Annotated in this window: 26 protein-coding genes and 4 pseudogenes; 9 read left to right on the forward strand and 21 right to left on the reverse strand. The window is 64.9% G+C overall.

Features of this window, described 5'->3' with window-relative positions; all coding sequences use genetic code 11:
* The 5 genes from G6N07_RS05740 to vapB are packed head-to-tail and all read right to left on the reverse strand — an operon-like array spanning position 1 to position 2,141.
* Positions 1–294 (reverse strand): hypothetical protein, encoded by a 294-nt coding sequence (locus G6N07_RS05740; RefSeq protein WP_133055526.1) that lies wholly within the window; start codon positions 292–294, stop codon positions 1–3.
* A complete protein-coding gene (locus G6N07_RS05745) occupies positions 248–934 on the reverse strand; it encodes a protein kinase domain-containing protein (RefSeq protein WP_263858027.1) in 687 nt (228 codons plus the stop codon). Before G6N07_RS05745 ends, G6N07_RS05740 begins: the two co-directional genes overlap by 47 nt.
* Positions 931–1,464, reverse strand: coding sequence for a protein kinase domain-containing protein (locus G6N07_RS20775; RefSeq protein ID WP_275990277.1), 534 nt, complete (start codon positions 1,462–1,464; stop codon positions 931–933). Before G6N07_RS20775 ends, G6N07_RS05745 begins: the two co-directional genes overlap by 4 nt.
* Positions 1,465–1,521: 57 nt before the next feature.
* Positions 1,522–1,932: a PIN domain-containing protein gene (locus tag G6N07_RS05750; RefSeq protein ID WP_085189703.1), complete on the reverse strand. Its 411-nt coding sequence runs from the start codon at positions 1,930–1,932 to the stop codon at positions 1,522–1,524.
* The gene (gene vapB, locus G6N07_RS05755; protein WP_179959952.1) at positions 1,923–2,141 is read right to left on the reverse strand and encodes a type II toxin-antitoxin system VapB family antitoxin; all 219 of its coding nucleotides are present in this window, start codon (positions 2,139–2,141) and stop codon (positions 1,923–1,925) included. The genes G6N07_RS05750 and vapB overlap by 10 nt, the downstream gene beginning before the upstream one ends.
* Before the next feature lie 47 nt (positions 2,142–2,188).
* Here vapB and G6N07_RS05760 point away from each other — a divergent pair, with 47 nt between their 5' ends.
* Both G6N07_RS05760 and G6N07_RS05765 read left to right on the forward strand, forming a co-directional pair.
* Positions 2,189–2,500, forward strand: coding sequence for an AbrB/MazE/SpoVT family DNA-binding domain-containing protein (locus tag G6N07_RS05760; protein ID WP_085189714.1), 312 nt, complete (start codon positions 2,189–2,191; stop codon positions 2,498–2,500).
* On the forward strand, positions 2,497–2,808 hold the full coding sequence (locus tag G6N07_RS05765; protein WP_085189705.1) for a hypothetical protein: 312 nt from the start codon (positions 2,497–2,499) through the stop codon (positions 2,806–2,808). The genes G6N07_RS05760 and G6N07_RS05765 overlap by 4 nt, the downstream gene beginning before the upstream one ends.
* A gap of 1,197 nt (positions 2,809–4,005) precedes the next feature.
* Here G6N07_RS05765 and G6N07_RS05770 read toward each other — a convergent pair.
* Positions 4,006–4,563 carry an HPP family protein gene (locus G6N07_RS05770; RefSeq protein WP_085189707.1) on the reverse strand — a complete coding sequence of 186 codons (558 nt, stop codon included), beginning with the start codon at positions 4,561–4,563 and terminating at the stop codon, positions 4,006–4,008.
* A gap of 133 nt (positions 4,564–4,696) precedes the next feature.
* On the opposite strand from G6N07_RS05770, the gene G6N07_RS19875 reads away from it, so the two are divergent.
* The gene (locus G6N07_RS19875) at positions 4,697–5,272 is read left to right on the forward strand and encodes a CGNR zinc finger domain-containing protein (RefSeq protein ID WP_085189708.1); all 576 of its coding nucleotides are present in this window, start codon (positions 4,697–4,699) and stop codon (positions 5,270–5,272) included.
* Between the two features lie 226 nt (positions 5,273–5,498).
* Here G6N07_RS19875 and G6N07_RS05780 read toward each other — a convergent pair.
* The 4 genes and pseudogenes from G6N07_RS05780 to istA all read right to left on the reverse strand — a co-directional run.
* Positions 5,499–5,648, reverse strand: a pseudogene (locus G6N07_RS05780) (ATP-binding protein); the annotation flags it as partial.
* A 42-nt stretch (positions 5,649–5,690) separates the two neighbouring features.
* Positions 5,691–6,877, reverse strand: a protein-coding gene (locus G6N07_RS05785; RefSeq protein WP_372507551.1) for an IS3 family transposase whose coding sequence is annotated in 2 segments (ribosomal slippage) — positions 5,691–6,625 and positions 6,625–6,877 — 1,188 coding nt in all. Because the reading frame shifts where the segments join, the coding sequence is not laid out codon by codon here.
* Positions 6,878–6,934: 57 nt separating this feature from the next.
* Positions 6,935–7,594: pseudogene (locus tag G6N07_RS05790) on the reverse strand (ATP-binding protein); the annotation flags it as partial.
* 1 nt (position 7,595) lies between these two features.
* A pseudogene (gene istA, locus G6N07_RS05795) lies at positions 7,596–9,218 on the reverse strand (IS21 family transposase).
* Between the two features lie 191 nt (positions 9,219–9,409).
* Between istA and G6N07_RS05800 the strand changes: the two are divergent.
* From G6N07_RS05800 to G6N07_RS05810, 3 genes and pseudogenes are all read left to right on the forward strand, one after another.
* A pseudogene (locus G6N07_RS05800) lies at positions 9,410–10,186 on the forward strand (alpha/beta hydrolase); the annotation flags it as partial.
* Positions 10,183–10,860 (forward strand): LppA family lipoprotein, encoded by a 678-nt coding sequence (locus G6N07_RS05805; RefSeq protein WP_085192641.1) that lies wholly within the window; start codon positions 10,183–10,185, stop codon positions 10,858–10,860. The pseudogene G6N07_RS05800 and the gene G6N07_RS05805, both read left to right, overlap by 4 nt.
* Positions 10,857–11,189: a hypothetical protein gene (locus G6N07_RS05810; RefSeq protein WP_085192640.1), complete on the forward strand. Its 333-nt coding sequence runs from the start codon at positions 10,857–10,859 to the stop codon at positions 11,187–11,189. Before G6N07_RS05805 ends, G6N07_RS05810 begins: the two co-directional genes overlap by 4 nt.
* Before the next feature lie 481 nt (positions 11,190–11,670).
* On the opposite strand, the gene G6N07_RS05815 is transcribed toward G6N07_RS05810, so the two are convergent.
* Together G6N07_RS05815 and G6N07_RS05820 are read right to left on the reverse strand one after the other, a co-directional pair.
* Positions 11,671–12,879, reverse strand: coding sequence for a Fic family protein (locus G6N07_RS05815; protein ID WP_085192639.1), 1,209 nt, complete (start codon positions 12,877–12,879; stop codon positions 11,671–11,673).
* Positions 12,880–13,441: 562 nt separating this feature from the next.
* Positions 13,442–14,128: a GntR family transcriptional regulator gene (locus G6N07_RS05820; RefSeq protein WP_133055580.1), complete on the reverse strand. Its 687-nt coding sequence runs from the start codon at positions 14,126–14,128 to the stop codon at positions 13,442–13,444.
* Positions 14,129–14,177: 49 nt separating this feature from the next.
* Between G6N07_RS05820 and G6N07_RS05825 the strand changes: the two genes are divergently transcribed.
* Both G6N07_RS05825 and G6N07_RS05830 read left to right on the forward strand, forming a co-directional pair.
* Complete coding sequence (locus G6N07_RS05825; protein WP_085192637.1) at positions 14,178–14,834, forward strand: peroxiredoxin; 657 nt, start codon at positions 14,178–14,180, stop codon at positions 14,832–14,834.
* 430 nt (positions 14,835–15,264) lie between these two features.
* On the forward strand, positions 15,265–15,588 hold the full coding sequence (locus G6N07_RS05830; RefSeq protein WP_099050299.1) for a hypothetical protein: 324 nt from the start codon (positions 15,265–15,267) through the stop codon (positions 15,586–15,588).
* Between the two features lie 52 nt (positions 15,589–15,640).
* On the opposite strand, the gene G6N07_RS05835 is transcribed toward G6N07_RS05830, so the two are convergent.
* The 8 genes from G6N07_RS05835 to G6N07_RS05870 all read right to left on the reverse strand — a co-directional run bounded on the left by G6N07_RS05835 (position 15,641) and on the right by G6N07_RS05870 (position 25,376).
* Positions 15,641–16,642, reverse strand: coding sequence for a cytochrome d ubiquinol oxidase subunit II (locus tag G6N07_RS05835; RefSeq protein WP_085192636.1), 1,002 nt, complete (start codon positions 16,640–16,642; stop codon positions 15,641–15,643).
* Positions 16,639–18,027 (reverse strand): cytochrome ubiquinol oxidase subunit I, encoded by a 1,389-nt coding sequence (locus tag G6N07_RS05840; protein ID WP_085192635.1) that lies wholly within the window; start codon positions 18,025–18,027, stop codon positions 16,639–16,641. The genes G6N07_RS05835 and G6N07_RS05840 overlap by 4 nt, the downstream gene beginning before the upstream one ends.
* A gap of 132 nt (positions 18,028–18,159) precedes the next feature.
* Entirely contained in the window at positions 18,160–19,398 is a 1,239-nt protein-coding gene (locus G6N07_RS05845) for a L,D-transpeptidase (RefSeq protein WP_235849934.1), read from the reverse strand.
* 42 nt (positions 19,399–19,440) lie between these two features.
* Complete coding sequence (locus tag G6N07_RS05850; protein WP_085192633.1) at positions 19,441–20,787, reverse strand: MBL fold metallo-hydrolase; 1,347 nt, start codon at positions 20,785–20,787, stop codon at positions 19,441–19,443.
* A 49-nt stretch (positions 20,788–20,836) separates the two neighbouring features.
* On the reverse strand, positions 20,837–21,610 hold the full coding sequence (locus tag G6N07_RS05855; protein WP_085192632.1) for a sulfite exporter TauE/SafE family protein: 774 nt from the start codon (positions 21,608–21,610) through the stop codon (positions 20,837–20,839).
* 104 nt (positions 21,611–21,714) lie between these two features.
* Positions 21,715–21,894: a hypothetical protein gene (locus G6N07_RS05860; RefSeq protein ID WP_085192631.1), complete on the reverse strand. Its 180-nt coding sequence runs from the start codon at positions 21,892–21,894 to the stop codon at positions 21,715–21,717.
* A gap of 293 nt (positions 21,895–22,187) precedes the next feature.
* Positions 22,188–23,912 carry an aa3-type cytochrome oxidase subunit I gene (gene ctaD / locus G6N07_RS05865; RefSeq protein WP_085192643.1) on the reverse strand — a complete coding sequence of 575 codons (1,725 nt, stop codon included), beginning with the start codon at positions 23,910–23,912 and terminating at the stop codon, positions 22,188–22,190.
* Positions 23,913–24,176: 264 nt separating this feature from the next.
* Positions 24,177–25,376 (reverse strand): NAD(P)/FAD-dependent oxidoreductase, encoded by a 1,200-nt coding sequence (locus tag G6N07_RS05870; RefSeq protein ID WP_197913017.1) that lies wholly within the window; start codon positions 25,374–25,376, stop codon positions 24,177–24,179.
* Positions 25,377–25,647: 271 nt separating this feature from the next.
* Between G6N07_RS05870 and G6N07_RS05875 the strand changes: the two genes are divergently transcribed.
* On the forward strand, positions 25,648–26,403 hold the full coding sequence (locus G6N07_RS05875) for a GntR family transcriptional regulator (RefSeq protein ID WP_235849933.1): 756 nt from the start codon (positions 25,648–25,650) through the stop codon (positions 26,401–26,403).
* Here G6N07_RS05875 and G6N07_RS05880 read toward each other — a convergent pair.
* Positions 26,396–26,908, reverse strand: a complete 513-nt coding sequence (locus G6N07_RS05880) for a hypothetical protein (RefSeq protein ID WP_085192628.1) — start codon at positions 26,906–26,908, stop codon at positions 26,396–26,398. The genes G6N07_RS05875 and G6N07_RS05880 overlap by 8 nt on opposite strands.
* Positions 26,909–26,955 lie beyond the last annotated feature (47 nt).

Consider the following 26,955-nt stretch of genomic DNA (forward strand, 5'->3'; position numbering starts at 1 on the left):
TCACCGCCAGCCGTCCAGATCGTCGAAGGCCAACTGGTCACCGGAGTGTTTGGGTTGGCGGCGCACGATCAGCCGCACCCTGCGCCCGAGCAACGTCGTGGTGGTCTCGGCGATCTGGCTGCCCTTCTCGGTTTCGGCGCCCAGCGCCGGCACCCATATGGTGTGCGGGTCGACGGCCAACGCGTGGATGAGCGCGGCCACCGGCCGGTACTGCTTGGCGGTGACCGAGAAGTCCGCGCCGTGGCGTTCAGCGGCCTCGATCACGTCCTGTTGGGGGAGGGTGCTGGGGTGCATGCTCCGGCGGGGTAGCCGGACGGGAGCAGCCGGAGATCTTCCAGCGCTGCCGGCGGGGCCGCGGTGGTCGTCGATGGCGCCGCCGTGGGTGCGGTTTCGGGCGGGTCGGAGCCGCGGCCGATAAGCCACACCGACAGGGCGACGATGAGCACGGCGGCGACTGCGAGCGCCGCGAGCAGCCGGCGCCGTTGCGAGACGGCACGGGTGTGCGGGAGCAGGCTGATGAAATCAGCTGCGGCGCCGTGGGACTCGGCCCCGCCGAGCTCAGTGTGGGGTGGCGGTGCGTCCCGATCGGCGGGAGCCGATGCTGGCGCCGAGGGGCGGGGAGGGTGAGTGCTGCGGCGGCAGCGGCGGCGAAGTCGCCGGCGGTGGGGTAGCGGTCAGCGGGCGTCTTGGCCAGCGCCTTGGCGATCACGCTGTCCAGTTGTGGTGAGGCCCAGGTGAGCCGGTCGGACACTCGGGGCGGGGTGGTGTCCAGATGGGCTTTCACTGGGGCGCCGACCCCGGCGTCTGTCGGGTAGGGGTGTTCTCCGGTCAGCAGCCGAAAGAGCGTGCACGCGAGGGCGTAGACGTCGGCGCGTCCGTCCAGTTCTGCCCCGGTGATGACTTCGGGCGCGCTGTAAGCGAGGGTGGCGCTCATGGGCCCGTCGCCAGCACCGCGGCTGTGGGGGGCAGGGCGGCACCGAAGTCGGTGAGCACGACGCGGTCGAGACCGCCGGGCAGCTTCTGGGCGGCGATGAGGAAATTCGAGGGCTTGATGTCTTGGTGCACGACACCGCGGGAGTGCGCGTAGTCCAGGGCGCGCGCGACCTCGGTGACGATGTGGACTGCCCGCGCAGGCGTCATCTGTCGGTCGCGCAGCGCAGTCTCGGCGTCGGTCCCCCCGACGTACTCCATGGCGATCCACAGTTGGCCGGTGTCGGTCTCGCCGCGGCTGAACACGCGCACGATGTTGGGATGTTCGAGCCCGGCAGTGATGTCAGCCTCGTGGAGAAAACTGCGTGCGTACGTGGTCGCCGCTGCCTGGGTCGGCTTGAAGCACCTTGAGCACTTCCCGGCGCGGCAGGGTGGGACTGTGTACCAGGTAGACGGTCGCCATCGCCGTGACGGCCAGGACCCGCTCGACGCGGTATCCGGCGATGTGAGCGGGCGGCGGGGGCAGGCCCTCAGGTGTGGGTCATGTCGACGCCTTCCCTGCCGAACGGTGGAGGCTGAGGCCGTGCGTGCTCACCGGCGCAGCCGTTCGACTGCTTGCCCAGTGACTTGCGCGATCAGGTCGAAGTCCGTGTCGAGGGCGAGCACGGTCAGGCCGGCCATCTCAGCGACAGCAGCCACGAGCAGATCCGGGATCGCGGGGGCGCGGTGCAGCCCACGGTCGGCCAGCTGGAGCTGCACGTCCACGGCACGGTCCTCGGCGGCCGGGGTCAGGTACTCGAGCGGCATCAATGCCAGCGGCGGTGCGCCTGATTCGCTGCGGGCCTGCGGTCCGTTCCGGAACGAGTAGCCAATTTGCAGGCGGGTGACAGTGCTCATGCGCACGAGGCCACGTTCGATGCGCTCAACCCAGGCCTGAGCATCTGGGGATGCGACCAGTCGCGTGTAGGCCGATTTGTCGATGAGCCAGTTGGTCACCGCCACGCGGCGTCCATAACGTCGGGATCGTCGAGGTCGGTCGCCGCGGCGGCGGCGCGTCGTAGATCGTCGACGGTCATGGTCCGCGTGGAGGCGCTCACTGAACCTTCGGTCTCGAATCTGGTTCGCAGATACTCTTGGCGCGAGAGACCGCGTGCGGCGGCGTCGGCGTCGATACGCGCGATCGCCGCGTCGGACAGCCCGCGGATCAGCACATCATTACCGCATTGCCGTAATACGGTTGCGGTGGCAGAATGGATGCATGACGTTTCATGGCTATGTAGCCGTCCAGTCCCGTGGCGTCGTCGCATTGCCGGCCGAGGTACGTCGGCGGCTGCGCCTCGACGAACCGGGCGCGCAGGTCGAGATCACCGAACGCGACGACGGAGTGCTCGAGCTGCGGCCGTCGCTGCCGGTACCGGCCGATCAGCAATGGTTCTGGATCGAGGAACGGCAGCGGCGTGAGCGCGAGGTCGACGCCTACGTGGCCGCCGGCGAAGTGACGGTGCATCCGGATGGCGATGCGCTACTCAAGCATCTCGACCACCTGGACGCCGACGCTGGCGAACCGTGAAGTACGAGACGACGCCCGCCTTCGACGCAGACTTCAAGCGCCTCAAACCCGAACACCGCGCGGCTTTTCGTGAAGTCCTCCGAGCAAAATTCATTCCCGCGTGCTCGGCCCTTGCGGCCGACGCAGCGGTGGCGTGGCCGAAGTCGCTGCGAGTGAAATCCGTACAGGGAGCCCCGGGCATACTGGAGATGACGTGGTCGTTCGCCAGTCCCGACGGCCGCGCGACTTTCGAATTGGTGACCGTCGACGACGAGTTGCGCTGCCGCTGGCGACGCATCGGCGACCACGACGTCTTCAAGAATCCGTAGCGCTCCCCAACGGGGGTCCAATCCTGAACCGATAAACCGTCACGGTGACAAAACCGCACCGAGCGGGGCCGCTGGTTGCGGTCCGCCGACTTGGTCGATGGCGCTGTTTCTGAAACACCGTAGCGGCTGCCCGCACCCTTCGCGCACCGTTTCAGAAACAACGCCGTCGATTGCAGATATCCTCCGATATGTGGCTCGACCGAGCAAAGGTGACCGCGCGGCGTACATGGTCAGAGCGCGAGACGGCCTCGCGCGGCATCTCGCCGACAGGGTCGCAGAGACAGGGGTGTCATCACTGTCGCAATACGTCGCTGATCTATTGGCGATTCATGTTGGCCTGCCCAATCTCGTGCGAGAGCTCAACAGAGCTGCGATTGCGGATACCGCGAGGCGAGCGCTCACCCCGCCGCGTGGCAATCGCCTGATGATTCGGCCCGAACGCCAGGTGTCTGACCGACTGGCGCACATGGCGTTGGAAGCCGGCTACCCTCCAGGCCGGGTATCGCCCTACATCGGTGATGTGCTCGCAGAGCACGCCGGACTACATCCTCGTCGTCACACGTCCCAGGCGGGACCTGTCAAACGTGAGCAGCCTGGTGTCGTGCAAACTGGCTCCGAATCCACCACCGCAACTGCTACGGGTCGACTAGGACAGGCTGTCACCGGCCGCGAAGCTGCGCTCGCTGAAGTGCGACGGGTGGCTCAACGTGCTGCCCAACGGCGCGCCGAAGAGGCCGCGCGGGAAGCCACCCGTCGCGAGGCGGCCGTGCGCGCCGTCCGTGGGCCTCAGCCTGAGTAGCAGGGACAGGTGGCTGAGCACCACCGCCTTCGGTGACGTTCTCTACATCGCAGCGTCCGACCGATTCGCCCGCCAGGTTGATTGACACTTCGGCTCGCATCCGAGACCGCCAGAACTATCGCGAAGTCCGCCAGCTAGACTGAGACCGGACAATTATCTGCGCGAGTCATGTTGGTGCACAGGCGAATTAGGAAATGTCATAATCGCTATTTTCGGCGAAATGCGTTGTGGCGCAGCACTATTCACTGCTGCGTCCTTAAGTAGCAGCCAGAGTTGCCAACAGGGTGCGTGAGCCGGACAAGAAGTGCCCGATGTCGGCGCGGTAGCGTCACGGCGGTGATCAACGCTCTGCCCCGTTCGATCAACGGCAAGGTCCAGCGAGCGCTCCTGGTGCGCACTCACCACACATAGATCGGATAGTCGCGGGCACCGTTGAACCGATTACCGAGCACCCCTGCCAGCACGAGCACCAGGGCTGCCGCGCCGGCCAACAGCACGAACTCCCAGCCCGGCACGGTCGCCGACATCGTCCCGATGACCGCGGTCGCCGCCGCCGGTGAATGCGGCACGCGGCACAGCAGCATTGCCGCCAGTGCCAGTGCACCGGCAAGGGCGCCCAGCCACAACGAGTGCCCCATCAGTCCGACCACCGCACCCACGGCAGCCGAGACCATCTGACCGCCAATCACATTTCGGGGCTGAGAAAGCGGCAGTTTTGGCGCGCCGACGACAAGGGCCATACTCGCCGCCATGGGGGGGATCAGCCACGGAATCCCTGTACCCACGGTCAACGCGGCCAGCACCAGCAGTCCGACGGCCGCGGCGAACAGGGCGATGGCGATGGTCTTGACCGGCGGTCGCGGTGGAGCCGCCGAAACCCACCACGGCTTGCGTTTCGATGCCGGTGCGACCCCGTCGGGCGATGAGGCAGCGGATGCGGTGTTCGAGGCGGACATCAGACTCCTTACTAATGTTACTAATGGCTAAGGCATTAGCCATTAACCTAGGTCTATCCTCGACCTAACGCAACCGCTGCAACGAGACGCAGCGAGCAACCGGCAAAGGAGCCCGAGAGGAGGTGCGGTACTGGTGCGCACCCAATACATCGAGCACGGAATCTTGGTGCGCCCCCTTGAAACAGCGGCCACCAACTTCCTCAGCAGCCGCTTCTACGATGGCCGAAGGATTAACGACCTCCTCGGCACCACCAACAGCGCACATTCCTGGATGACGACACTGCACCGCGCGATCCAGTTCCCCCGGACGCCATTCACACCCCACGAACGACAACTGGCGACGCTGCGCACCCTTCGTGGCGCGGTCGAGGCCACCTACCGTGCCTGCGTCGACGGTGACGCGACCGCTGTGGCCGACCACCTCAGCCGGGTACTCGACCACGCCGACATCCACATTGGAATGGCACACGCAGCCAGCGGGATCGCCGCGACCTGGTCGACGACACCCGAAGATCCCTACAGCGAACTCATCGCGCAGATCGCCGTGACCGCCGCGCTCTCGGTCACCGACCAAGCAGCCACTCAACTGCGCAAATGCCAAGCACCCCGATGCGTCCTCTACTACACGCAGCACAACTCCCGCCAACACTGGTGCAGCGACGTCTGCGGCAACCGGGTCCGCGTCGCGCGAGCCAGCAAATCCAGGTAGGCAAGCCCCGATACCGACAACGCACCGGTCGCGACTTTGACGACGACAATGTGTGGATCTCCCGGCGAAGTACTGGCGAAGTACGACTCGACCTTTAATTCACAGACGAGACCAAACCGGCACCGCCAAGCAAGGTGCTATGGGGAGGCCGGGGTATGGCCCACGTGTCGCTTGCCAGGGTGATGGGACCACCTGGTTGCCAGTGGGATGGGACCACCGTGGCGCGTTATTGAGGATGCTCGTCGGGGTGGTCTGGGTCAAGCCGGCCGCCGCGGGTCCGTTGGCGGTAGGACGGTCCTTCGATGACGAGGGTGTGGGCGGTGGCGGTCAGCCGGTCGATCGCCGATTGGGCCAGCAGGGTGTCGGCGGTCATGGTTGGGCTGCCCTGCGTTTTCCGGACTGCGGATTTCGCATCCATTTACGCTGCGAGCTGTGAATTCATGTACTCGATGCGGACCTCGTGCGGTGTCCGATAGCCGAGTGCGGAATGAATTCTGCGTCGATTGTAGAACAATTCGATGTAGCGTGCAATATCTTCCTTCGCCGCCTTCCGGGTCGGGTACACCATGTGGTGGACCCGCTCATTCTTCAAACTCGCGAAAAACGATTCCGCGAGCGCATTATCCCAACATACCCCGGTGCGGCCCACCGATTGCCGCAGCCCGAACTCCTTAAGCGTGGCGGAATACTCGGCAGACATATATTGGGTGCCGCGATCGGAATGCATAATGCAATCTTGCTCCAGCTGGTGGTTGCGGGCCGCCATATCCAGCGCGTCGGTGACCAGCTCAGTGCGCATGTGCTCGGCCATGGCATAGCCGATCACCTCTTTGTTGAAGCAGTCGATGACTGTCGCCACATACAGCCAGCCTTCCCACGTCTTGATGTAGGTGATGTCGCCGACGCACTTAACCCCCGGCTTATCGGCGGTGAAATCGCGGGCCACCAGGTCGGCCACCGCCTGCTCGGGCTTACCCGGGATTGTGGTGCGTTTGTACGGTTTCGGTTGCACCGCAACAAGGTTCAGCTCACGCATCAGCTTTCGCACCAACTCTTCCCCGACGTGTTCGCCGGCGCGGACCAACTCGGCGTGGATGCGCCGATACCCATAGGCGCCGTCGAATGAGTCGAACAACGTGGCGATCTTGATCTTGAGTTCCTCCCGGCGCTTCTCGGCCGTACTAGGCGGGCGCGCGGCCCACTCGTAATAGCCGCTCTTGGACACGCCCAGCCAGCGGGTCATCTGGGCGACGGTGGGAGCCTCGGCGACGTGCGCGGCGGCGTGCTCCGCGGCGATGAGCGCGTATTTCTCGCTCACCGCTGCTCCCTCGCGAAGTACGCTGCCGCTTTTTTCAGGAAGGCGAGTTCCATCGCCATTTCCCGGTTCTCTCGTTCCAACTCGCGTAGCCGCGCGCGTTCTGACAATTGCAGCGGCGGCTCGTCCCCGGCGCGCTCCTCTCGGTATTTGCGCACCCAATTGCCGACAGTCGTCTCACTCAGCCCATGTTCACGAGCGACCTTAGCGATAGGCTGTTGCCCCTCCACCACGAGTTTGACGACTTCCTCACGAAACTCTGGAGAGAATTTCTGGTATTTCTTCGCCAATTCCCTTCATTCCTTTCCGGCTCGGACCCTATTTGGTCCGCAGTCCGGAAAGTGGGAGGCACGCCAGGTCAGCCATTCGGCGGGTTCGCGGTTGGAGGTCACGATGGTGGTTTTGGTGCGGTGGCGTTCGACGACGATTTCGTAGAAGTCGCTGGTCTCGGTGGCGTCGAGGGGCCGCAGCGCGAAGTCGTCGATGATGAGGACGTCGGTGGCGGCCAGTCGGCGGATTTCGGTGTCGACGGTGTTGTCGAGGCGGGCGGCGCGCAGCCTGGTGAACAGCTTGTCGGCACGGCCGAACAGGACGGTGTGTTTGCGGCGGATTGCTATGTGTCCCAGGGCTGTTGCTAGGTGTGTCTTGCCGACGCCGACGGGTCCGAGGATGATCGCTGACTGGCCGGCGTCGAGGAATCTCAGTGAGGTGAGGTCGCCGAGTAGGGTGCGGTCATAGCGCAGGTCGTGTTGTGCGGTCCAGGTGTCCAAACGCATGCCCGGGTCGAGTCCGGCTTTGGTGGCTCGTAGTGCTGCTGAACGGGATTCGCGGCGGGACACTTCGTCGGCGAGCAGTGTTTCGAGGAATCCGATGTGGCTGAGTTTGTGTTGGCGGGCCAGGGCGGCGCGTTCGGGCAGGGTGTCGGCCAGCGCGCCGAGTTTGAGGGTTTTGAGCAGTCGGGTCAGGTCAGCGCCGACCGGGTCGGCGGGGGCACGGTGGGTGGTCATGTCAGCAGGTCTCCTCGGAATCGATAACGGGCACTACGGTCAATGATGTTGTGGTGACGTTGAATTCGGATGGGTTGCGGGTGAACCGGGTGGCTGTTTGGCCGACTGCTTGCGGTAGTGTCGGGGCGGTGTTCTCGGTGGCGCGTTGCAGCATGGAGGCGATCTTGTTGACCGAGACGACGTCGAGGTCCAGCGATAAGGAGCATGCTTGTTCGACGCGCTGCGCGCCGTAGCGCACCAGGCCTTGGAGCCGGTAGACGGTGCGCATCCGGGTCCAGGGCAGCGGGTCATCGAGGATGCGTTCGGCGTAGATCCCGATATTGGGGCCGTGCGCCGCGCACGCGGCCAGCAACGCCGCCAGGTCCCGCAGCGCGTAACCCGCTTTGTGTTCGGGCAGGTCAGCACGGTCGGTGCTGCGGCCACCGGCCGGCTGGCGAGGATGGACTTTCACCAGCGTGGCGCGGTGATAGAACTTCACCAGCTCACTGTCGGCGCGTACGTCCAACGTGTGCCCGATCCAGCACTCGGGCAGCGAATACAGGGCTTTGGCGACTTCGGCGTGGAAATCGCGGTGTACCTTGACCGCTTTGAACATCGGCACGTCATAGGTCCCCGGCACCGTGAGTAGCGTCGGTTGTTCTTCGGCGGTGAACACCTCCAGGGGACGTGCGCAGGTGGTGCCGTGGATGCGGGTACCGGCAGTGCGCGCACACCAAGTCATCACAGCCTGCTGCGCCTGTTCGAGACTGGTGAATGTTTCACCGTCCCAGAAGTTTCGGCGCACATACTGCACAGTCCGCTCCACCCGCGGCTTGTCTTTGGGGGAGCGAACCCGGGCCGGGTCGGTGAGGAATCCGGCATGACCGGCGTAGTCGAGCCACCCGCGGGTGAACTGCGGGTTGACCGCATCGGCGGCGGCGATCACCGGCTTGAGATTGTCGGGGATCAGCACCGCGAACACGCCGCCGAAGAATCCCCACGCCGCCTGGCACCCGGCGATCACCGCCGCCAGGGTCTGCGAATACGACAACCACACGAACATGTGCCGGGAATAGACGGCGGTGAAGATCAACGCGTGCACCTTGCGGCGCCGCCCATCAGCAGCATCGGTGAGCATCCCCAGATAGCCGAAATCGATCTGGCATTCCACCCCCGGATCACCATCAGCGACCCGCACCGTGGTGCCCTGCGGCCGAAACCGCAACGCTCACTGGCGAATCGGTGCAACGTCCGATACGGAACCACACACCCCTGCCGGGCCAGCAACGTCTCAATCTTGGTGATCGTCAACGGCCGCTGCTCACCATCGCCGGCCACCCAAACTTTGATCTGCTCCTCGAACCCCAACAGCTGCTCCCAGGCGGCGCCGTGACCATCTGGGCGGGCAGGACGCACCGCGTCGGCGACCACCCCCGATCAACCCGTCATCGAGGGCGCTGACATCGCCGTCGCGGCGCAGCCCGGCTGCCTGCGCGGCCTCCACGTAGCGGCGCACCGTTTTGCGGTCCACGCCGCAATGCGCGGCGATCGTGCGGTACCCCGGCTCCGGCGGTAGCCCCGCCACCCCCAGCCACACCCGCAGCACTTCCCTGATCTCGTTCACACTGACCTCCCGAAAAACCATGCCCGCCGCCCTCCGTGACTTGAGCTGTCACAGCGATCGAACGAACAAACGAAGAGACCACCGACGCGACGCGCCGGTGGTCCCATAACTGGCAATCCAGGTGGTCCCATCACCCTGGCAAAATCAGGTCACACTGGTCCCAAGCTCCTGGCAAACGACAATCGGTCTCCTGGCTGTCCCGAAGATAAACGACGCGCGTAGGGAGGCCGTCCACCGGCTCGACTTCACCTATGGCTGGCGGTGACCTGCCCGGGGTGTCGAGCACAACGCGCAGCGCGCTAGCCAATATGACCCGCGAAGCGGGTGAACTACGAAATGAAGCTGTGGACATCGCGACGCGCGTGAACGAAGGCACAAACATTTCCACCGTTGCGTGGACGGGGTATCAACCCCCGCCGGATATCGTCTCGTGGGACACACCCAGTGACGACTTGGCGCAGGCGGGCGCACCGAAACTGACTTCGTTCCTACAGAATTTGGATGCCGCCTCACACAACCCGGACCACACAACAGCCTTGTTCGGGCATTCCTACGGTTCGTTGGTGTCGGGTATCGCCCTACAGGATGGAGCCAGTTCGGCGGTGGACAACGCGGTGATGTACGGATCGCCAGGATTTCAGGCGTCCTCAACTGCTCAGCTCGGGATGACGGACGATAACTTCTTCGTCATGACGACACCCAACGACCACATCAGCAATTACATCGGCGAGGCGGCGCCACTGCATGGTTGGGAATCGAATCCTAACGAGATCATTAGTGACCTCGACTCCGCGGTGCCCCGGTATCGTTTCCCGCATCTGCAGACCGATGCCGGCTTGACGCCGATACCCGACTACGAGTACAAGACTGGCGCTTCTGGACATTCAGAGTACGGAGGCGATGCCGGGGAGCGGATGACCGGCTACAACCTTGCGACGATCCTGCTCGACCGCCCAGACCTCTCTGTAGCGAAGACACCCATCTCATGACCGATCGACACCACAACCGCGCGCGGACACGCATAGCTGCATTCGCGCTAGCCATTTCAGTGACTCTGATAGGTGGCTGCACCATGTTCGACAAAGCGAAAGATACGATCGACGACTTGAATGGCCCTTATCAACCAGAGCCACTCAGCGACGAGCAAAAGATCCAGCTGATCGACAGTATGCGCGACAAGGGATCTTTCGAAGACGCCCGCCAACGGCTCAACGACACCTCCCGCGTGATCGGCGAACGCGTTGTCGCAGCTATCCCGGGCCAAACGTGGAGGTTCACGGACGACCCGAACGTGCGAAGAGTCAAGGAGCAAGGGTTATCGTGCGACAAGCTCACCGGTGATATCGCGCTGCGCCCCCTGTCCTATACCGTTGAGTTCGGCAGAACGTTTACCGCACAAGAGTTTCCAGTCGCCGCCGATATCGTGCGACAAGAAGCCGCCCAGTATGGGGCCACCGGCGACTCATCACTGTTCGACGAGCCGTCCAAGCGTGACTTCAATCTGCAGGGCAACGGATATGAATTCGACCTCGGCCAGATCAACAACGCCACGCTCAATATCAAGGGAGATTGTTTCCTTCGACAGAGAGTGCTGGACCTGCCACCCGGCGAGCTTCCCCCGAAGCCACCCATTCTGCCGACGACACCCACGCCGACACCGTGACCGCCGATGCGGAGCCAGCCGGCCAGCCCCAAGCCACGGTCGGTGGGGTCCAGCATGCGCTCGGCGAACGGCTGGTTGCCGACCTCAAAGACTGGGAGCTGGTCGGCAGGTTGCGTCACTACCTCGCTGATATGGCTGAACGCATTGAACACATCACCGACGACGAGGAACGAGCCGCGGCGGTCGAGTGGCTGGAGTGGTGCAACCAGTACATGGCGAAACGCGACCCCTTCACGAAGCCGATCCGTCAGCCGAAGATCAAGCCGCCCAGGTACTCCGAGGTGCAAGAGTTCAGGACCCGGCTGGGGTTTGGTTTGGGCCATTGGTGACCAGGTGCCCCAACCAGAGATCGGCTACCAGTAGTACACGCGCGAAGGCGGAGCGAGATCGTCGAAAGCGGATTCGTCGCGCTTGCGCCAGCGGCCGAGCGCGGCGTGCAGCGCCACGCGGTCGCGGTGTCGCGCATTGGGATTCTCCTGCCGGTGCTGAGGGCCACCGTGGCACATCCAGCAGGAGCAGACATTGGTCCCGGTGTAGCGAAGAGTCCAGCGGCATTTCGTCGCTGGCAACCATCCGTCCCACTTGGTGGGAGGTCGCTCGGGGAGATCACAAACGGCTACCGGCTGCAGATCGTGACGGCCGGGCGGCCGGGTTACGCGCCGACTCTGAGCGGTTCGACTCCGTGCTTTTCCGGTGACATCGCGACCGACGGAATCCCGTTCCCGGTCGTTGTCAAACCCTGAGGGCGAATCCGATCCTTCTCAAAATATGCCAGTCATTTCATAATCCATTGTTCGCAGGTTGACCGGCCTAACAGGACCGGCTGCGTCGCCCGGCTCGCGCGGCGAACGCGTCGAGCGCGCTGAGGACTTCTGGTGCGCGCCATGCTCTATTGCGGGCGCGGTCGGTGAACTCGGCGATTATTCCGGCGGCGGTCAACGGGTCGACATATCGGCGAGCGTTCCCGGTCGTTATGCCAAGTTCACGCTGAAGAAGTTGCGCGTTGAAGACCGGGTGCTGGATGAGCAGGTCGGCGACGCGATGAACAGCTGAGTCTCGCCGGGCACCGATCCTTGTATCCCACTCTTCGCGAATTGATCTGAGGTCGGTGACCAATCGGCGTCCGTTCGCGACCGCGAGCAGCGACGCTTCGGAGAGCCGCTCGACCATGGGTGCGGGATCACCGTCGCGATAGGAGCCGAGGGCGCCGAAGTAGGCATCGGTGTCGGTGAGGAGCCCGGCCGAGACGGGGACGGTGATCTGGCGAGTGAGTCGCTTTTGGCGCAGCATCGCTTGGATAAGTGCGCGGCCGGTCCGGCCGTTGCCGTCGGTGAAGGGATGGATGGTCTCGAACTGTGCGTGGGCGACGGCGATCTGGGGGAGGCTGGGCACATCGGCGCGACGGGTGAAGGCGAGGAGATCCTCGATCGCGCCGGGGACGCGGGTGTGATGAGGTGCGATGTAGTCGGCGCCGCGGGGGCCGAAATTTCCACCGCCGATCCAAACCTGCTCAGTGCGCCAGTTTCCGGCGGAGACAGGGTCGCTGTGGTGCATCAGGGCGGCGTGCATAGCCAGGATCGCTTTGTCGTCGAGTCGGTCGGCCAGCGCGACTGCAGCCTTCATGGCTTCGGTGTTGCTCACGATCAGGGCGGCATTGCGCCGGCTGGTGTCGCCGAGGGCTTCGGCTTCAGCGATCGCGCGCGCGGAGGCGGTCAAGTTCTCGATGTTCGAACTCGCCGCGGACTCCGATCGCAGCAAGACGGCGGCGAAGGGCGCGATCTCGTCGCCGAGCTCAGCGTCGAAACGTGTGATCTCATTGCTCGCTTCGTCAGCGTCGGCCAGGACCGCCGCAGGAAGCGACACCGCGAGTTCGGCGATGGAAGCCGGGATCGCGGCCTCGTACTCTCCGGCTTGTCGCTGCGCCGCCCGCAGGTCCGCAAGTCCGTAACCGGCTTCGACGGGCGCGTCCCACGTCAGCGTCTCGTACGTGAGCGCGGTGCTCTCCCCAGCTGATGCCACGCATCGAAGGTAGCATCACTTCATGCCTTAAGTGATGCCATCGGGCGCCGCGAGCATCATGTATCGGCTGGCTGTCCGCGGACCTCTTCGCCTCCTGTGACCCGTGGAAGGGCTGACGCCTACCGCGACCATTGCGGTCCAAGCGTCGGTGTATTGGAAGATCGCATGCCTCTCGTCCTCTAGCGCGTCCCTCGCGATGTGCGGTAGGCGTTCTTGACGAGTTCGTCTGTCCGGTCGACGACCGGGCATGCCGCCAACGCGCGGCACATGCCGGTGGGCGACCTCGACCGCAGCGCGTTCGGGGTCCGGGGCGGTAGTCGTGACGTGCCGCTCGGGAAACCGATCACGGAAGGCCGCTGCTCTCCTGGCCAACGCCGGCGTCGACGCGGTAAACCTCGACGTGCGGCATGAAGGCCTGGGCCGAGGCTGGTCACCCTCTCGTGCGCGATGACGGAGCCCCCGGCACGGTTGCCTATCGATGCTGCGCCCTGCGGATATCTTCGGTCCGGTTCGCCCTCGTGCCGCCGCTGTATTGGCCGAATGAGGCGGTCTTGTCGGGGGATCAGGGCTCAGGGGCTGCGGGGTGATCTCGGATGAACGCCTCTTCGTGCTCACGGGAGAGCTGGGCGGCGGCCGCAGGGTCGGCGGCCGCGACGGCGTCGAGAATGTGGCGGTGTTCCTCGACGCCGCCGACCATGTCGAACCCGGGCATGAGGACAAGTTGGGCGGTGCGGCCTTCGATGGCCAGGGAGTCCCAGGTCGATAGCAGTACCCGATTGCCGGAAGCCACCACGATCAGCCGGTGGAAGCGCATCGCATGACGGACGTAGGCCTGGCGGTTCTCAGTTGCTGCCGCGGCCGCCATACCGACCACCTCGGCGGTAAGCGGAGTGGGATCGGGGCGGCGGGCGGCGGCCAGTCGCGCGGCGGTTTCCTCCAGGCTCGCCCGGACCTCCGACACTTCGTCGATCTCTCGCTGGTCGACTTGTTTGACGCGGCAACCCCGGTTGGCTTCGAACTGGACCAGGCCCATCCCGGCAAGCTGGCGCAGCGCCTCACGGACGGGACCCTGGCTGACGCCGAGCTGGCGGGCGATGGCCGTCTCGACCAAACGACGTCCAGGCGGATAAGAGCCGTCCACGATGCGCCCCAGCAACAGGTCCTTGATCTGATCGGGCAGCGAGACGCGAAGCATCCCCGAGTCAGCGGACGGCGTGGTCGTTGTCACAACACTCAGGGAAGATTCCACGCTAGGATCATAAATGATTGAGGATCCTCCTCGATGAAAGGACACTGCTATGAGTCTGCGACTGGGCGATGTCGCCCCTGACTTCACCGCTGACACCACCGCCGGCCGAATTTCGTTTCATGAGTGGCTGGGCGACTCCTGGGGGATGCTGTTCTCGCACCCCGGCGACTTCACCCCTGTGTGCACCACCGAGTTGGGCGCGGTCGCTCGGCTGAAGGGAGAGTTCGACAGGCGCAATGTCAAGCTGCTGGGGCTGTCGGTGGACCCGGTGGAGTCCCATTTGGCGTGGGAAGGCGATGTCGGCGAAACGCAGGGCTGTGCGGTGAATTTCCCGATCGTCGCCGACGCCGATCGCAAGGTGTCCGAGCTCTACGACATGATCCACCCAAATGCAAGTGCAGCATCCACGGTCCGCTCGGTGTTCGTGATCGCACCCGACAAGACGGTGCAGCTGATCCTGACCTATCCGATGTCGACAGGACGCAATTTCGCCGAGATCTTGCGGGCGATTGACAGCCTGCAACTAACCGCGGCATACCCCGTCGCGACGCCCGCAGACTGGCAGCCCGGTCAAGACGTCATCATCGGACTGGGTGTCTCTGACGACGAGGCGGCGGCCCGCTTTCCCGGCTATCGCGCGGTCAAGCCCTACCTGCGCCTGACCGAGCAACCCAGCCCGGCCAATGTTGGTGCCGAGGCCCATTGAGGGGCGTGTTCCCGCGTTCGCATAGTTCCGCCATCGGAACTCGTATCGATGCTGATTTCGTCGGCGAAGAGCCGCGATGATGCTGGCGGCCAGGTCTAGCTGCGCCGGCTGAAGATCGGGCGCCGACCAGGACACGCAGGGTGCGTCTCTTGATGGCGTCGAGCTGTGCGCTGCGCTGGTCGGTGCGGCGGTGGGCGTCCGGGTGGGGCAGTCGGTTCGATGCGATCGACCTTGCCGAGCTCGCTGCGCGGTCAGCGCATGGCGCCGTCGTGGTGCTTGACGTCCGACCACGCTTAGACACCCTCATGTCCAGTGCTGCAGTCCCCGAACAGCGCTGCAAGAACCAGGGCGCCCATTGACAACACCGTTTCAGCGTTATCTGGGTGACCTGACATGGTTATCTGGGTGACATGGTTTCAGCGTCGACTCAATGGGTAAGGCCGGGGTTGTGACAAATGACGTCGAGAAGCGGTGGCGCGATCCTGGCGCCTTCCGGGCGGCGGTGCGCTACGCTGTCGCCGTCGTCGCCGCGGCGGGTGTGGCCTTGGTCGTCTATGCAGTCTCGAAAGGCGTGTTGGCCGCTGTTCTGGTCCCGGGGATCTTGTTTGCGGGCGGTTTGGGCGCGTTCATCCGTACGTATCAGGTGTGGCGGGCGGAAGGGACATGGCCGATCTGGCAAGGCGCGGGCTGGTTTCTGTTCGCGCTGTTTCTTGTCAGTCTCCCTGTAGCTGGTACCGCACTGACCGCACCGTAGCTGGTACCGCACTGTGGTGTAGCCGGATATCGCCCGCGTAAGACCAACAGTTTCAGGTGCGCGACCATTCGTCGGTTTGGGTGAGCCAGAGCAGATATCCGAGCGCGGGGAGGACGATCACGGCTGCGAGGGCGACGACGATCAGCAGTCCTGCGAGTGTGGCGTCGGCGCCGGCGGCGTCGTTGATGGTGACTTCATCGACGAGCAGCCAGGGGTATTGCCCGACGCCCCATCCGGTGATCACCGACCCGACCGCCGCGGCAGCGGGGATGCGGGCGATTGCGTAGCGGCGCCGGAACACCAGCACGACGGCGGCCACCCCGGCCAGTAGCGCCGCACCCAGCAGCGGGAGGGCGTGGGTGCGCAGCCCGGCGGCAAGGGTTGGTGCGTCGTGGGCGACGGGGTAGAGCCCGGCGAAGACGATCGCACCGGTGAGGATTCCGACGACGAGGGTGCGCAGTCGCAGGTTGTCGGCCAGGTCGGTGTCGCCGGCGCGGGCGGCGTCGGCGGTCAGGAACACCCCGGCGAGGAACACGCAGGTGGCCACGGCCAGGCAGCCGCCCACCAGGGAGGTCGGGTTGAGCCAGGAGGTTATTCGGTCGCCGTAGCCGTCGGCGGGGACGCGGCCTGAGGCGATCGCTCCTGCGACGGTGCCGAGGAAGAACGGTGCGATCAGCGACGATCCGGCGAAGATTGCCCCGAAGAGTCGGGCCTGCGACAGGGTGGCCGAGTACTTACGGAACGCAAAGCTGGCGCCCCGGAGCACAATTCCGGCCAGTGCAAGGGCCAGGGGGATGAACAAGGTGGTGGTGGCGGCGGCGAACGTCTCAGGGAAGCCGGTCCACCAGATGACCAGTATGTAGACCAGCCAGACGTGGTTGGCTTCCCACACCGGTCCGATGCTGTGGTCGACGAGAGTGCGGATCTTTGCGCCGCTGCGTGCGTTGCCTGCGGTGAGGTCGTAGAACCCGGAGCCGAAGTCGGCCCCGCCCAGCAGCGCGTAGAGGATCACGCCCAGGAACATGGCCATCGCGACGACCGTGGCCAGGGTCATGGCACTGTCTCCGCGCGTGGCGGTCCGTAGGGGCTGGGCAGATCGGTGTCGCCGGCACGCCACCGTTTGGCCATCGAGCGGAGCACCACGACCGCCCCAACAGTCATCGCGGTGTAGCCGACGAGAACCGCGATGTAGCTCCACCACAGTCCACTGCTTTCGCTGGCGGCGTCGACGGTCGTCAGGACCTGCCATACCGTCCATGGTTGGCGCCCCACCTCGGTAGCGATCCATCCGGATTCCACGGCCACGATGGCCAGTGGCCCGGTGATGGCCGACCAGCGAAGGAACCATCGATTGCCGAGAAGATCGTGTCCGCGCCAGCGCGCCAGCCAGTACACCAACGCCACCCCGGCCAGCAGGGTGCCGATCCCGACCATCGACTGAAACGCCAGGTGCGTGATGTTGACCGGCGGCCACTCCGATTCAGGAATGTCTTCCAGTCCGGGCACGGGGGCGTCCCACGAGTTGCGCGCGATGATCGATCCGAGCCTCGGGATGGTCAGCGCCCAGCGCACCTCACCGTCGATGAGCACACCGCCCAAGCGCAGCGGGGCAGGACCCTCGGTGGTCTGGGCCAGTTCGAAAGCGGCGAGTTTGGCCGGTTGGGCGTCGTGGATCAGCATGCCCAACACGTGCCCGATGAACGGTTGGGCGACTGCGGCGACCGAGGCGAACGCGAATGGCACAGTGAAGCCGAGCTTGTGGTGATGGTCGATGCGGCCGCGCAGCATTCCGACGGCGTACACCCCCGAGACAGTCAGCCCGACCACCATGAACGCCGCGACCCACATGTGGAGGAATTGCAGCCAGACGCCCTCGTTGAACATTGCCGCCCAGGGGTTGATGTCGACGACGTCGCCGTTGCGGATACTGAATCCGGCGGGATGGTTCATCCAGGCGTTGACGGAGATGACGCAGAAGGTGCCGACGATGCCGGCGATGCCCATCGGGATGAGCATCATCAGGTGCCGCCGCGGTGGCATACGGTCCCAGCCGTAGAGGTAGATGCCCAAAAAGATTGCCTCAACGAAGAACGACAGCCCTTCGAACGCGAACGGTAAGCCCAGTACGTCCCCGAAGCGGCCCATCAGGCCCGGCCACAGCAGCCCCATCTCGAAGCTGAGTACCGTCCCGGACACCGCCCCGATGGCGAACAGCACTGCCGATACCTTGGCCCAGCGCCGCGCCAGTCCCAGCGCCACCGCGTCATCGCGGACGAGGCCGCGGCGGTGGACGACAAAGATGATGGTCGGGAACGCCACCCCGAAGCTCGCCAACACGATATGCCAGCCCAGCGAGACGGCCATCTGCTGACGGGCCGGCAACAGACCCGGGGGCTCCCCGCTGGCGGCGAGCAGCAGCACGGCCTCGGTCAGGTACATGGTGTGACCTTACCCATGCGGGGGTCGGCTAATCGAGGTGGACGACGAATCCATGTCACCGCCCACTTGCCTTGATTCGCAATGTCTTTAGGAAGATCTGCTCTGCTGTGCGGCGATGGCTGCAACAGATCGTCATGGCAGTGCGCTGCCGGCGAGCCACTTGTCCCAGGGCACGCTCCAGTCGCCGTTTTGCCAGACCTGCAGGGGTTGGCCGCCGGTGTTGCGAACCTCGAAGACATCTCCGGGTTGGGAGAAGTCGTAGAACCACTGCGCGTTGTCGGCGTTGACGTTGAGGCAGCCGTGGGAGACGTTGGTGTTGCCTTGGGCCCATACGGTGCTCTCGAGCTGGTGGACATAGATTCCGTCGTTGCTCAATCGCACCGCATAGGGGATGGTTTCCTTGTATCCGAGGCGCGAGTTGATGGGCAGGCCGTAGGTGGAGGAGTCCATGATGACGGGGTTGGCCTTGTCCATGACGGTGTAGGTGCCGGTCTGGGTCCAAAACGACAGCGTTTGCCCACCAACGGTTTCCGTGCCGCCCATACCCATCGAGGTGGGGATGGTGCGCACGAGTTGCCCGTTGTCGTAGACGCTGATGGTTTTGGTGGTGTCGTCGGCGATGGAGACATGCGAGTCGCCGACGGTGAACGACGCGGTGGTGTCTTCTTGGCCGTAGAGTCCGCCGCCGAGGTCGGCGCCGTAGACGTTGGCTGACACGGTGACCGTGGTTCCGGGGGTGTAGTAGTGCTCGGGTCGCCAGTGTGCGTTCTGGTCGTCCATCCAGTACCAGGATCCCTCGACCGAGGGTCGGGTGGTGACGGTGAGTCGGCGTTGGGCCGCGGCGCGGTCGGTGATGGGCTCGTCGAAGTGGGCGACGACCACGGTCCCAACCCCGAAGGTGCTGCCGTCCGTCAGCGTTGCCCCTGACGTGGTGGTCAGCGCCACTTTGGTTTGCTTGCTCGGCGTCAAGGTGGTGAACACCGAGGTGTGGTTCGCCGGCACGCCGCCGACACCTTGGCTGGACACCGCGAGGGTGTAGGTGCGGCCATAGCCGAGTGGGACGCTGGGTTTCCACACCTGAGCGTCAGGGGTCAGGACGCCGGGCACGGACTGCCCTCCGTCGTTGGTCATGCGGACATCGGTGAGGGTGCCGTCGGTCGCCGATATCCGCACGACGCCGAGGGGGTCGACGCCAGTGGCGTGCGCCCCCGGTTCGATGGTGACTCGTGCCGGAGCCGGCGAGGGCGGGGCGGCCGCCGGCGCCGCCGGGGCAGGCCGGGACAGCACCCACCACCCGAACGACGCGACGGCCACGCTAGCCACGACCGCGCAGACGGTCCACACGAGCAGTGACCGGCGATTGATGACCACGGCAGAACTCTCCTCCAGACTCGGCGTAACGCGAAGTGGGTGCTAGTCGGTCAGGTGACGCTTGGCGGCGTTGTCGAATTGGTCGTCGATGAGCACCACGGTGCGCTCCGGTGAGTCGATGAGCGAGGCTGCGATGGAGGCGCGGTATCCCGATCCGCAGTGCACCCAGACCTGTCCCGCCGGGACCTCATCGAGGCGGGAGAGCAGTTCGTGCAGGGGAATGTTGACGGCCTTGCCGATGTGGCTGTCGTCGTACTCGTAGCGTTGACGCACATCGAGCACCGTGAGGTCGCCGTCGTGGATCGCTTCGGCGAGGTCGGCGAAGTCGGCGACGCGGTAACTGTCCAGTGCGGCCCCGTCGGCGTAGGCGCGGAGGTCCCCGGCGGCCGAACCAGTGATGTTGTCGACGCCGATGCGCGACAGTTCCCGACGCGCTTCCAGGATCTGGTCGGTGTCGTCACCGACGAGTGTCAGCGGGGCGCCCCAGGCGTAGAGCCAGCCGAGGTAGGTGACGAACTGGGTGGACAGTTCGAAACCCTTGGTGCCGGCCAGATGTCCGGCGGCGAACGCCGTTCGGCTGCGGAGATCGACAACCCACTCGCCGGCGTCGATGCGGCGACGTAATTCGGCGGCGTCGACCGGTTCGGGCAGCGACAGATCGGCGGCGGTGGGTCCGGCGGCGTTGATCACCCCCATGTGCGCGTAGTAGGCGGGGTAGGCGTGCAGACCGGCGATCAGATCGTCGACGTAGTGCTGTTCGTCAGTGGTCAGCGCGGGGTTCGTGGTTCGCTGATCGGCGATGGTCGAAGAATTCCCGCTGGCCGGGCTAGCCGAGCAGAAGCTGCCGAAGCCGTGGGTGGGGTAGACCTCGACGTCGTCGGCCAGTTCTGCCGCGAGTCGCCGCACGGAGTGAAACTGGGCGTGGGTCAGCTCTTCGGTGTATTGGGGGCCGACCAGATCGGTGCGGCCGGTGGTGCCGTGCAGCATCGATCCACCGGAGAACACGCCGACCGCGGTGCCCGTCGCGTCCTGCAACACGTAGCTGACGTGGTGGTGGGTGTGACCAGGGGTGTGCACCACCTGGAAGCGGAACGGTCCGACGTCGATGAGGTCGCCGTCGGTCACGGCGCGACGGTCGAAGGCAACGTCGTCGCCGGCGGCGACGACGTACTGCGCCTGTACTGTGCGCGCCAGTCCCAGGCCGCCGGTCACGTAGTCGTTGTGGATGTGGGTTTCCAGCACGTGGGTGATCCGCACCCCGTGCTCGGCGGCCACGCCGAGCACCCGGTCGATGTCGCGTTGCGGGTCGATGACGGCGGCCACACCGTCGGCGCTGACCAGATAACTCCGATCACCCAGACCTGAGGTTTCGATGATGGTGACGTCCATGAGTTGATTCCTTTCGCTACTACGGGGCTGTTCGGTTGGTGTGGTGGCGTCAACGCAGCCAGATGGCGTCGACGAGGACGGACGCTGCGACGACGAAGACCAGATAGGCGAACCAACGCTGCAATCGGTCGGTGTTCATACGGGTCCCGAGCTGGCCGGCGATCAAGGACGTGACTGTTGCGGTCGCCGTGAACGCCCCAGCCACCGCCCAGTCGACGGTGAAGCCCTGCAGGTGCGACAGGAAACCGGCCGCGGAGTTGGCGACGATCACGAGCAGTGAGGTGCCTACCGCGATCGGCATGTCGACGCCGAGCATCAACACCAGCGCGGGGATGATCAGGAAGCCGCCGCCCACTCCGAACAAGCCGGTGAGTACACCCACGGCGAGGCCGGCGGGAACGGAGCGGGGCGCGCAGCGGCGCCAGTTGACGCCGCCGTCGCCAGCCGCGCAGGCGGTGCCGGTGTGTCCACTACCGGAGAGCATCCGGATACCGGCGAGCACCATCACCGCCGCGAACCCGATCAGCAGTGCGGACTGGGGCAAGTGTGATCCGATGGCCGCGCCGGCGAAGGTGGCGGGTATCCCGACCACGGCGAAGATCCCCGCGAGGCACCACTGCACCTGCCCGGCCCGCACCTTCGGTGCCGCTCCCACTGCCGACGCGACACCGATGACCAGGAGTGACACCGGGATCGCCTGGCGCATGTCCATGCCGAGGCCATACACCAGCGCCGGCACGGCCAGGATCGAACCGCCGCCGCCCAACAAACCCAGCAGCACCCCGATCAGCGCGCCGAACAGCAGGGCGAAGGCGATGGTCATGACAGCACGTGGCAGTCACGACGCGGCGGGGCGACCGGTGTCACCGCGGCGCGTCGGCCGTGGTGGTCAACGCATCCGTAGCGAGGCGCAGCCTGGCTGCGGCGTCAGCAGGTGAAACTGCATGTTGGAACGATGTCCGCAACGTCGTCGATGATGTCCGCAACGTCGTCGATATCGCCATCGTCATGAGTTCTCCTCCTTGGCCTGTGCACCTTCGTCTTACCGGCCAGTGGTTGTACGCCGACGCCACAAAAAATCTTTTCGCCGGAGTCCGTCTTGGCCATCGGGCTCAACACCGTCGATGGTCTAGCACTGGCGAGCCCCGCTGGCGACAGTCTTTAACCCGGCGCGATCATCACGATCCCCCGGCGACTTCACCTTGGGCGCGTTAACCGGTTGAGCACCAATCGCTGTCGCATCAGGGTCCCGTGGCATTACTGCTCTTATCGTCCGCTCGGGTTCGCTCCCAGAACTATACCCGGCGGGGTATATGTTCGGCAACGCTGCCCTGAATTTTCAGAATGCAATTGTTCGCCGCTTCGGTGCGGTTCGGACCGGAGACCCCAAGTCGCGGCTGTCAGCTCGACTGGTCGACGGGTTGCGCGTCCGACCGATGACGCTCGCGCCCGATATGCGCTTCGGCGCGCATCCGCTCGACCATGTGGGGATAGTGGAGTTCGAAGGCGGGTCGTTCCGAACGGATGCGGGGCAGCTCGGTGAAGTTGTGCCGCGGCGGAGGGCAGCTGGTCGCCCACTCCAGGGAGTTTCCGTATCCCCACGGATCGTCGACGGTGACCGGTTCGCCGTAGCGGTAGCTCTTGAATGCGTTCCAGATGAAGACGAGGGTGGACACGCCCAGAATGAACGATCCGATGGTGGAGACGACGTTGAGCGTGGTGAAGCCGTCGCCGGGTAGGTAGTCGGCGTAGCGGCGCGGCATACCTTCGTCGCCCAGCCAGTGCTGGACCAGGAAGGTGGTGTGGAAGCCGATGAACGTCAGCCAGAAGTGCCGTTTGCCCAATCGCTCGTCCATCAGCCGGCCGGTGATCTTCGGGAACCAGAAATAGAAGCCGCCGAACATCGCGAACACGATCGTGCCGAACAGCACATAGTGGAAGTGGGCGATCAGGAAATAGCTGTCGGTGACGTGGAAGTCCAACGGCGGACTGGCCAAGATGACTCCCGACAGACCACCCAGCAGGAACGTCAGCAAAAAACCGACGGCCCACAGCATGGGCGTCTCGAATGTCAGCTGGCCTTTCCACATCGTGCCGATCCAATTGACGAACTTGATGCCGGTGGGCACGGCGATCAGGTAGGACATGAACGCGAAGAACGGCAGCAGCACAGCACCGGTGGCATACATGTGGTGCGCCCACACCGCCACCGACAGCGCCGCGATCCCGATGGTGGCGTAGACGATGGTGGTGTAGCCGAAGATGGGTTTGCGGGAGAAAACCGGGATGATCTCGGTGATAACGCCGAAGAACGGCAAGGCCACGATGTAGACCTCGGGATGGCCGAAAAACCAGAACAGGTGCTGCCACAGCAGCACGCCGCCGTTGGCGGGGTCGTAGATGTGGGCGCCGAGGTGGCGGTCGGCGGCCAGCCCGAACAAGGCGGCAGTCAGAATCGGGAACGCCACCAGCACCAGGATGCTGGTGACGAAGATGTCCCAGGTGAAGACCGGCATCCGGAACATCGTCATGCCGGGGGCGCGCAAGGTGACCACGGTGGTGATCATGTTGACCGCACCGAGAATCGTGCCGAGTCCAGAGACGATCAGGCCCATGATCCACAGATCCGCGCCGGCACCTGGCGAGCTCACCGCGGTCGACAGCGGGGTATACGCCGTCCACCCGAAGTCCGCCGCACCACCGGGGGTGATGAACCCTGACAGCACAATGAGACCACCGAACAGGAAGAGCCAGAACGAGAAGGCGTTCAGTCGCGGGAACGCCACATCGGGCGCCCCAATCTGGAACGGCAGTATCAGGTTGGCGAACGCGAACACCATCGGGGTGGCGAACAGCAACAGCATCAGCGTGCCGTGCATCGTGAACAACTGGTTGTACTGCTCGTTGGACAGAAACTGCAGACCAGGAGTGGCCAACTCGGTGCGCATGAACAGTGCCATCAGGCCACCGGCGAGGAAGAACCCGAAGGCGCCGGCGAAGTACATCTGGCCGATCAGCTTGTGATCGGTGGTGGTGATCAGCCGGTAGATCAGGCCGCCCTTGAGCTTGTATCTCGGCGGAAACGGTCGGGTTACCGTCAGTTCCCGGGTCACGGTCTGCGTCATCGGTGCTCCCATCAGTGCGACAGCGGCAGGTGCCCCCCACCGTTGAAACTGGCCCCGAGGGGCTACCACATGCGGACCGGGCACCCGACACGCCACCCGCCGGTGAACCACTGGCGCCGCGAGGCCGTGCTACCCGCTCCGTTCCACGCCAAACATTGCGATCCGACAGTTTTTCGATGCCGTACGGCCGCCGGCAGGGCCCGACACCCGGACCCCGTAACCGGCTCTTTGGAGGTTTGCGGTGTGCGCATCGATACCACGAGCTCAGGCGCGCCCTTTGAGGATCAGGTTCCAGTACATCGCCGGCAGCCCGTAGCGTTTGAGCAGCCACATGTCTCGGCGTTCGTGGGTGGTGTCGATGAACGGGATCGACGGCGCAGGCCGCATCGTGTAGTCGAATTCGGCGAGCAGCATCTTGTCGCGCGCGGTGGTCAACGGACACGACGCGTATCCGCCGTAGGACGCCGACAGCGGGCGGCCGGCCATGCTGTCGGCCAGGTTGGCGGCCACCACCGGGGCTTGTTTGCGGATGGCTGCACCGGTCTTGGAGTTCGGTGTCGATCCGGCATCGCCGAGTGCAAAGATGTTGTCGAATGCGTTGTGCCGCATGGTGTGTTTGTCCACGTCGACGTAGCCTCCGGGATTGTCGGGGGCGGCCAGGGGGCCGGCCTTGATCCAGTCCGGCGCGGACTGGCGCGGGACGACGTGCAGCAGGTCGTAGCCCACTTCGGTAGTCGTCTGCGCGGCGTTGTCGGTGACGGTAACGGTGCGGGTGTCGGGGTTCACCGTGGTCACTTCGCTGTTGAAGCGCACCTCGATGCCGTAGCGTGCGACGACCCGTTCAAGTTCGTCAGAGAATTCCTTCACGCCGAACATGCCGGGCGTCGGCAACACCATGACGATACGAATCTTGGACAGCACGCCTTGGCGCCGCCAGTAGTCAGCAGCCAGGTAGGCAATCTTCTGCGGCGCCCCGGCACATTTGATCGGCCCCGACGGCATGGTGAAGATAGCCGTGCCCGAACGCATCGACCTGATCAGCTCCCACGTCTTGGGGGCCAGGTCGTAGCGATAGTTGCTCGACACGGCTGGCGAGTCCAGTGATTCGGCCATACCGGGCACGGCGGTCCAGTCGAGCTGGATGCCGGGGCAGACCACGAGGTGGTCGTAGCCCACGGTAATTCCACCTTCGGTGCTGACCCGCTGCTTTTCCGGGTCGATCTCACACGCGTGGTCCTTGATCCACCCAACACCTTGGGGCATCACCGAGGCTTGCGGCCGTGCGCTTGCCGTCGCCTTCACGCATCCGCCGCCGACGAGCGTCCACAGCGGCTGGTAGTAGTGCGTGTCCGACGGCTCGACGATCCCGATGTCGATCATGCCCGCGCGGCGAAGACGCGCGGCGAGCGACACACCCGCATTGCCTCCACCGACAACGACGATTTGATGTCGCACTGCACTCACTGATTTACCTCCTGAAGCCTCGCCGCGGGTGCACGTTGCCCCGCCAACCCGAGGCTCATCGAGCGCACTCCCAAAGCGGATTGCCCAACCGAACCGCACATGTATGGATGTACGTACATCCGTCTACGTTAGCGTGTGAGACTCGGGAATGCACTAGTGCGAGGGACAATGGATTCCTAGGCGATTGTCACGTGAGGAGGTGTGCCGATTGAGCGACGGTGATCTGTCGTCTCGCATCGACCGCAGTAGCGCGTTGCCGCTGTGGGCTCAGGTGCACGCCGACCTGCTGGCGCGGATCGAGTCCGGTGAATTCGTCGGCGACTTTCCCGGGGAGCACGCCTTGACATCGAGTTATGGCGTCAGTCGTCACACCATCCGCGAGGCGCTGCGCCATCTGCGCCATGCAGGGGTGTTGATCGCTGAACGTGGTCGGGCGACCCGGGTTGCCGGGATGCCGGTGATCCAACAGCCGCTGGGCGCTTTGTACAGCCTATTCGCGGCGGTGGAAGCCACCGGGGTGTCTCAGCACAGCGTGGTGCGGGTGCTGGAGACCCGCCGCGACCCGACGGTCGCCGACATTCTCGAAGTGGCCGCTGATGTGCCGCTGGTGTATCTGGAGCGGCTTCGTATGGCCGGCGAGGTTCCGCTGGCACTGGACTTCGCGTGGTTGCCTGCCGATGTGGCCGAGCCACTTCTGCAGGCCGATTTCACCCATACTGCGCTCTACATCGAGCTCGACAATCGATGTGGGGTGCGGCTGACCGGTGGACGTGAGGACATCACCGCCGTGGTGCCCGAACGTTCCGACGCCGAGCTGCTTGGCCTTGCCGAATGTAGCGCCGCACTGGCGATTAGACGGCTCAGCCACGTGGGGCCGCGCCCTGTCGAGTTGCGCCATACCCTGATTCGAGCCGATCGCTTCACCGTCAGTGCGCGTTTCTCACCGACCGAGGGCTATACCTTCGTTGCTGCCGGGCCCTGTCGGCCGCACCATCAGTGGTCAGCGCCGCCCGTGGGGCCTATGTGACGGGTCCGACGTCGGCGTGCCGGCCGGGCAGTTGGTGGGCGTGACGTTGACCTGGTGAGGGTCCGCGGCGGGCGGCGAGCGCGTCGGTGACTGCGCCGGTGGCGAAGGCGTAGACGCCTTTGTGGAGTACGTCGATGACCTGCTCGCGCCGTGGCCAGGTCGCGGGCGGAGCGCCGATACCGGTGGCGTTCTCCAAGATCTGGTCGGTGGTCAGGCGCAGCACGGTGAACTTGCCCGACGCCAGCGGTCCGCGCAGACCTGCTTCAGACATCACCGACCGCAGCACGCCCAGTAAGGCCCCTTGCCCGTAGTGCATGCCCCAGTTCGCCGCCAGCCGCGCACGCGGTGACATGTCCCGCGCCCCGCTGAGGCGCGACCACACATCTGCCGGCACGTAGGAGTTCGGCCGGCCGGTGAGCCGCTGTTCGATCTTTTCCGCGACGGTCATCACCGCCACGCCCATCGAGCCTGCAATCAATCCCTCGGTCACCGTATGTCGCCACATGGCCGAAGTCGGTACCCCGCTGGATATCACGCTCAGTGAAGGCCACT

The sequence above is a fragment of the Mycolicibacterium doricum genome (genome assembly GCF_010728155.1).
In the GTDB taxonomy this organism is placed as follows: domain Bacteria; phylum Actinomycetota; class Actinomycetes; order Mycobacteriales; family Mycobacteriaceae; genus Mycobacterium; species Mycobacterium doricum.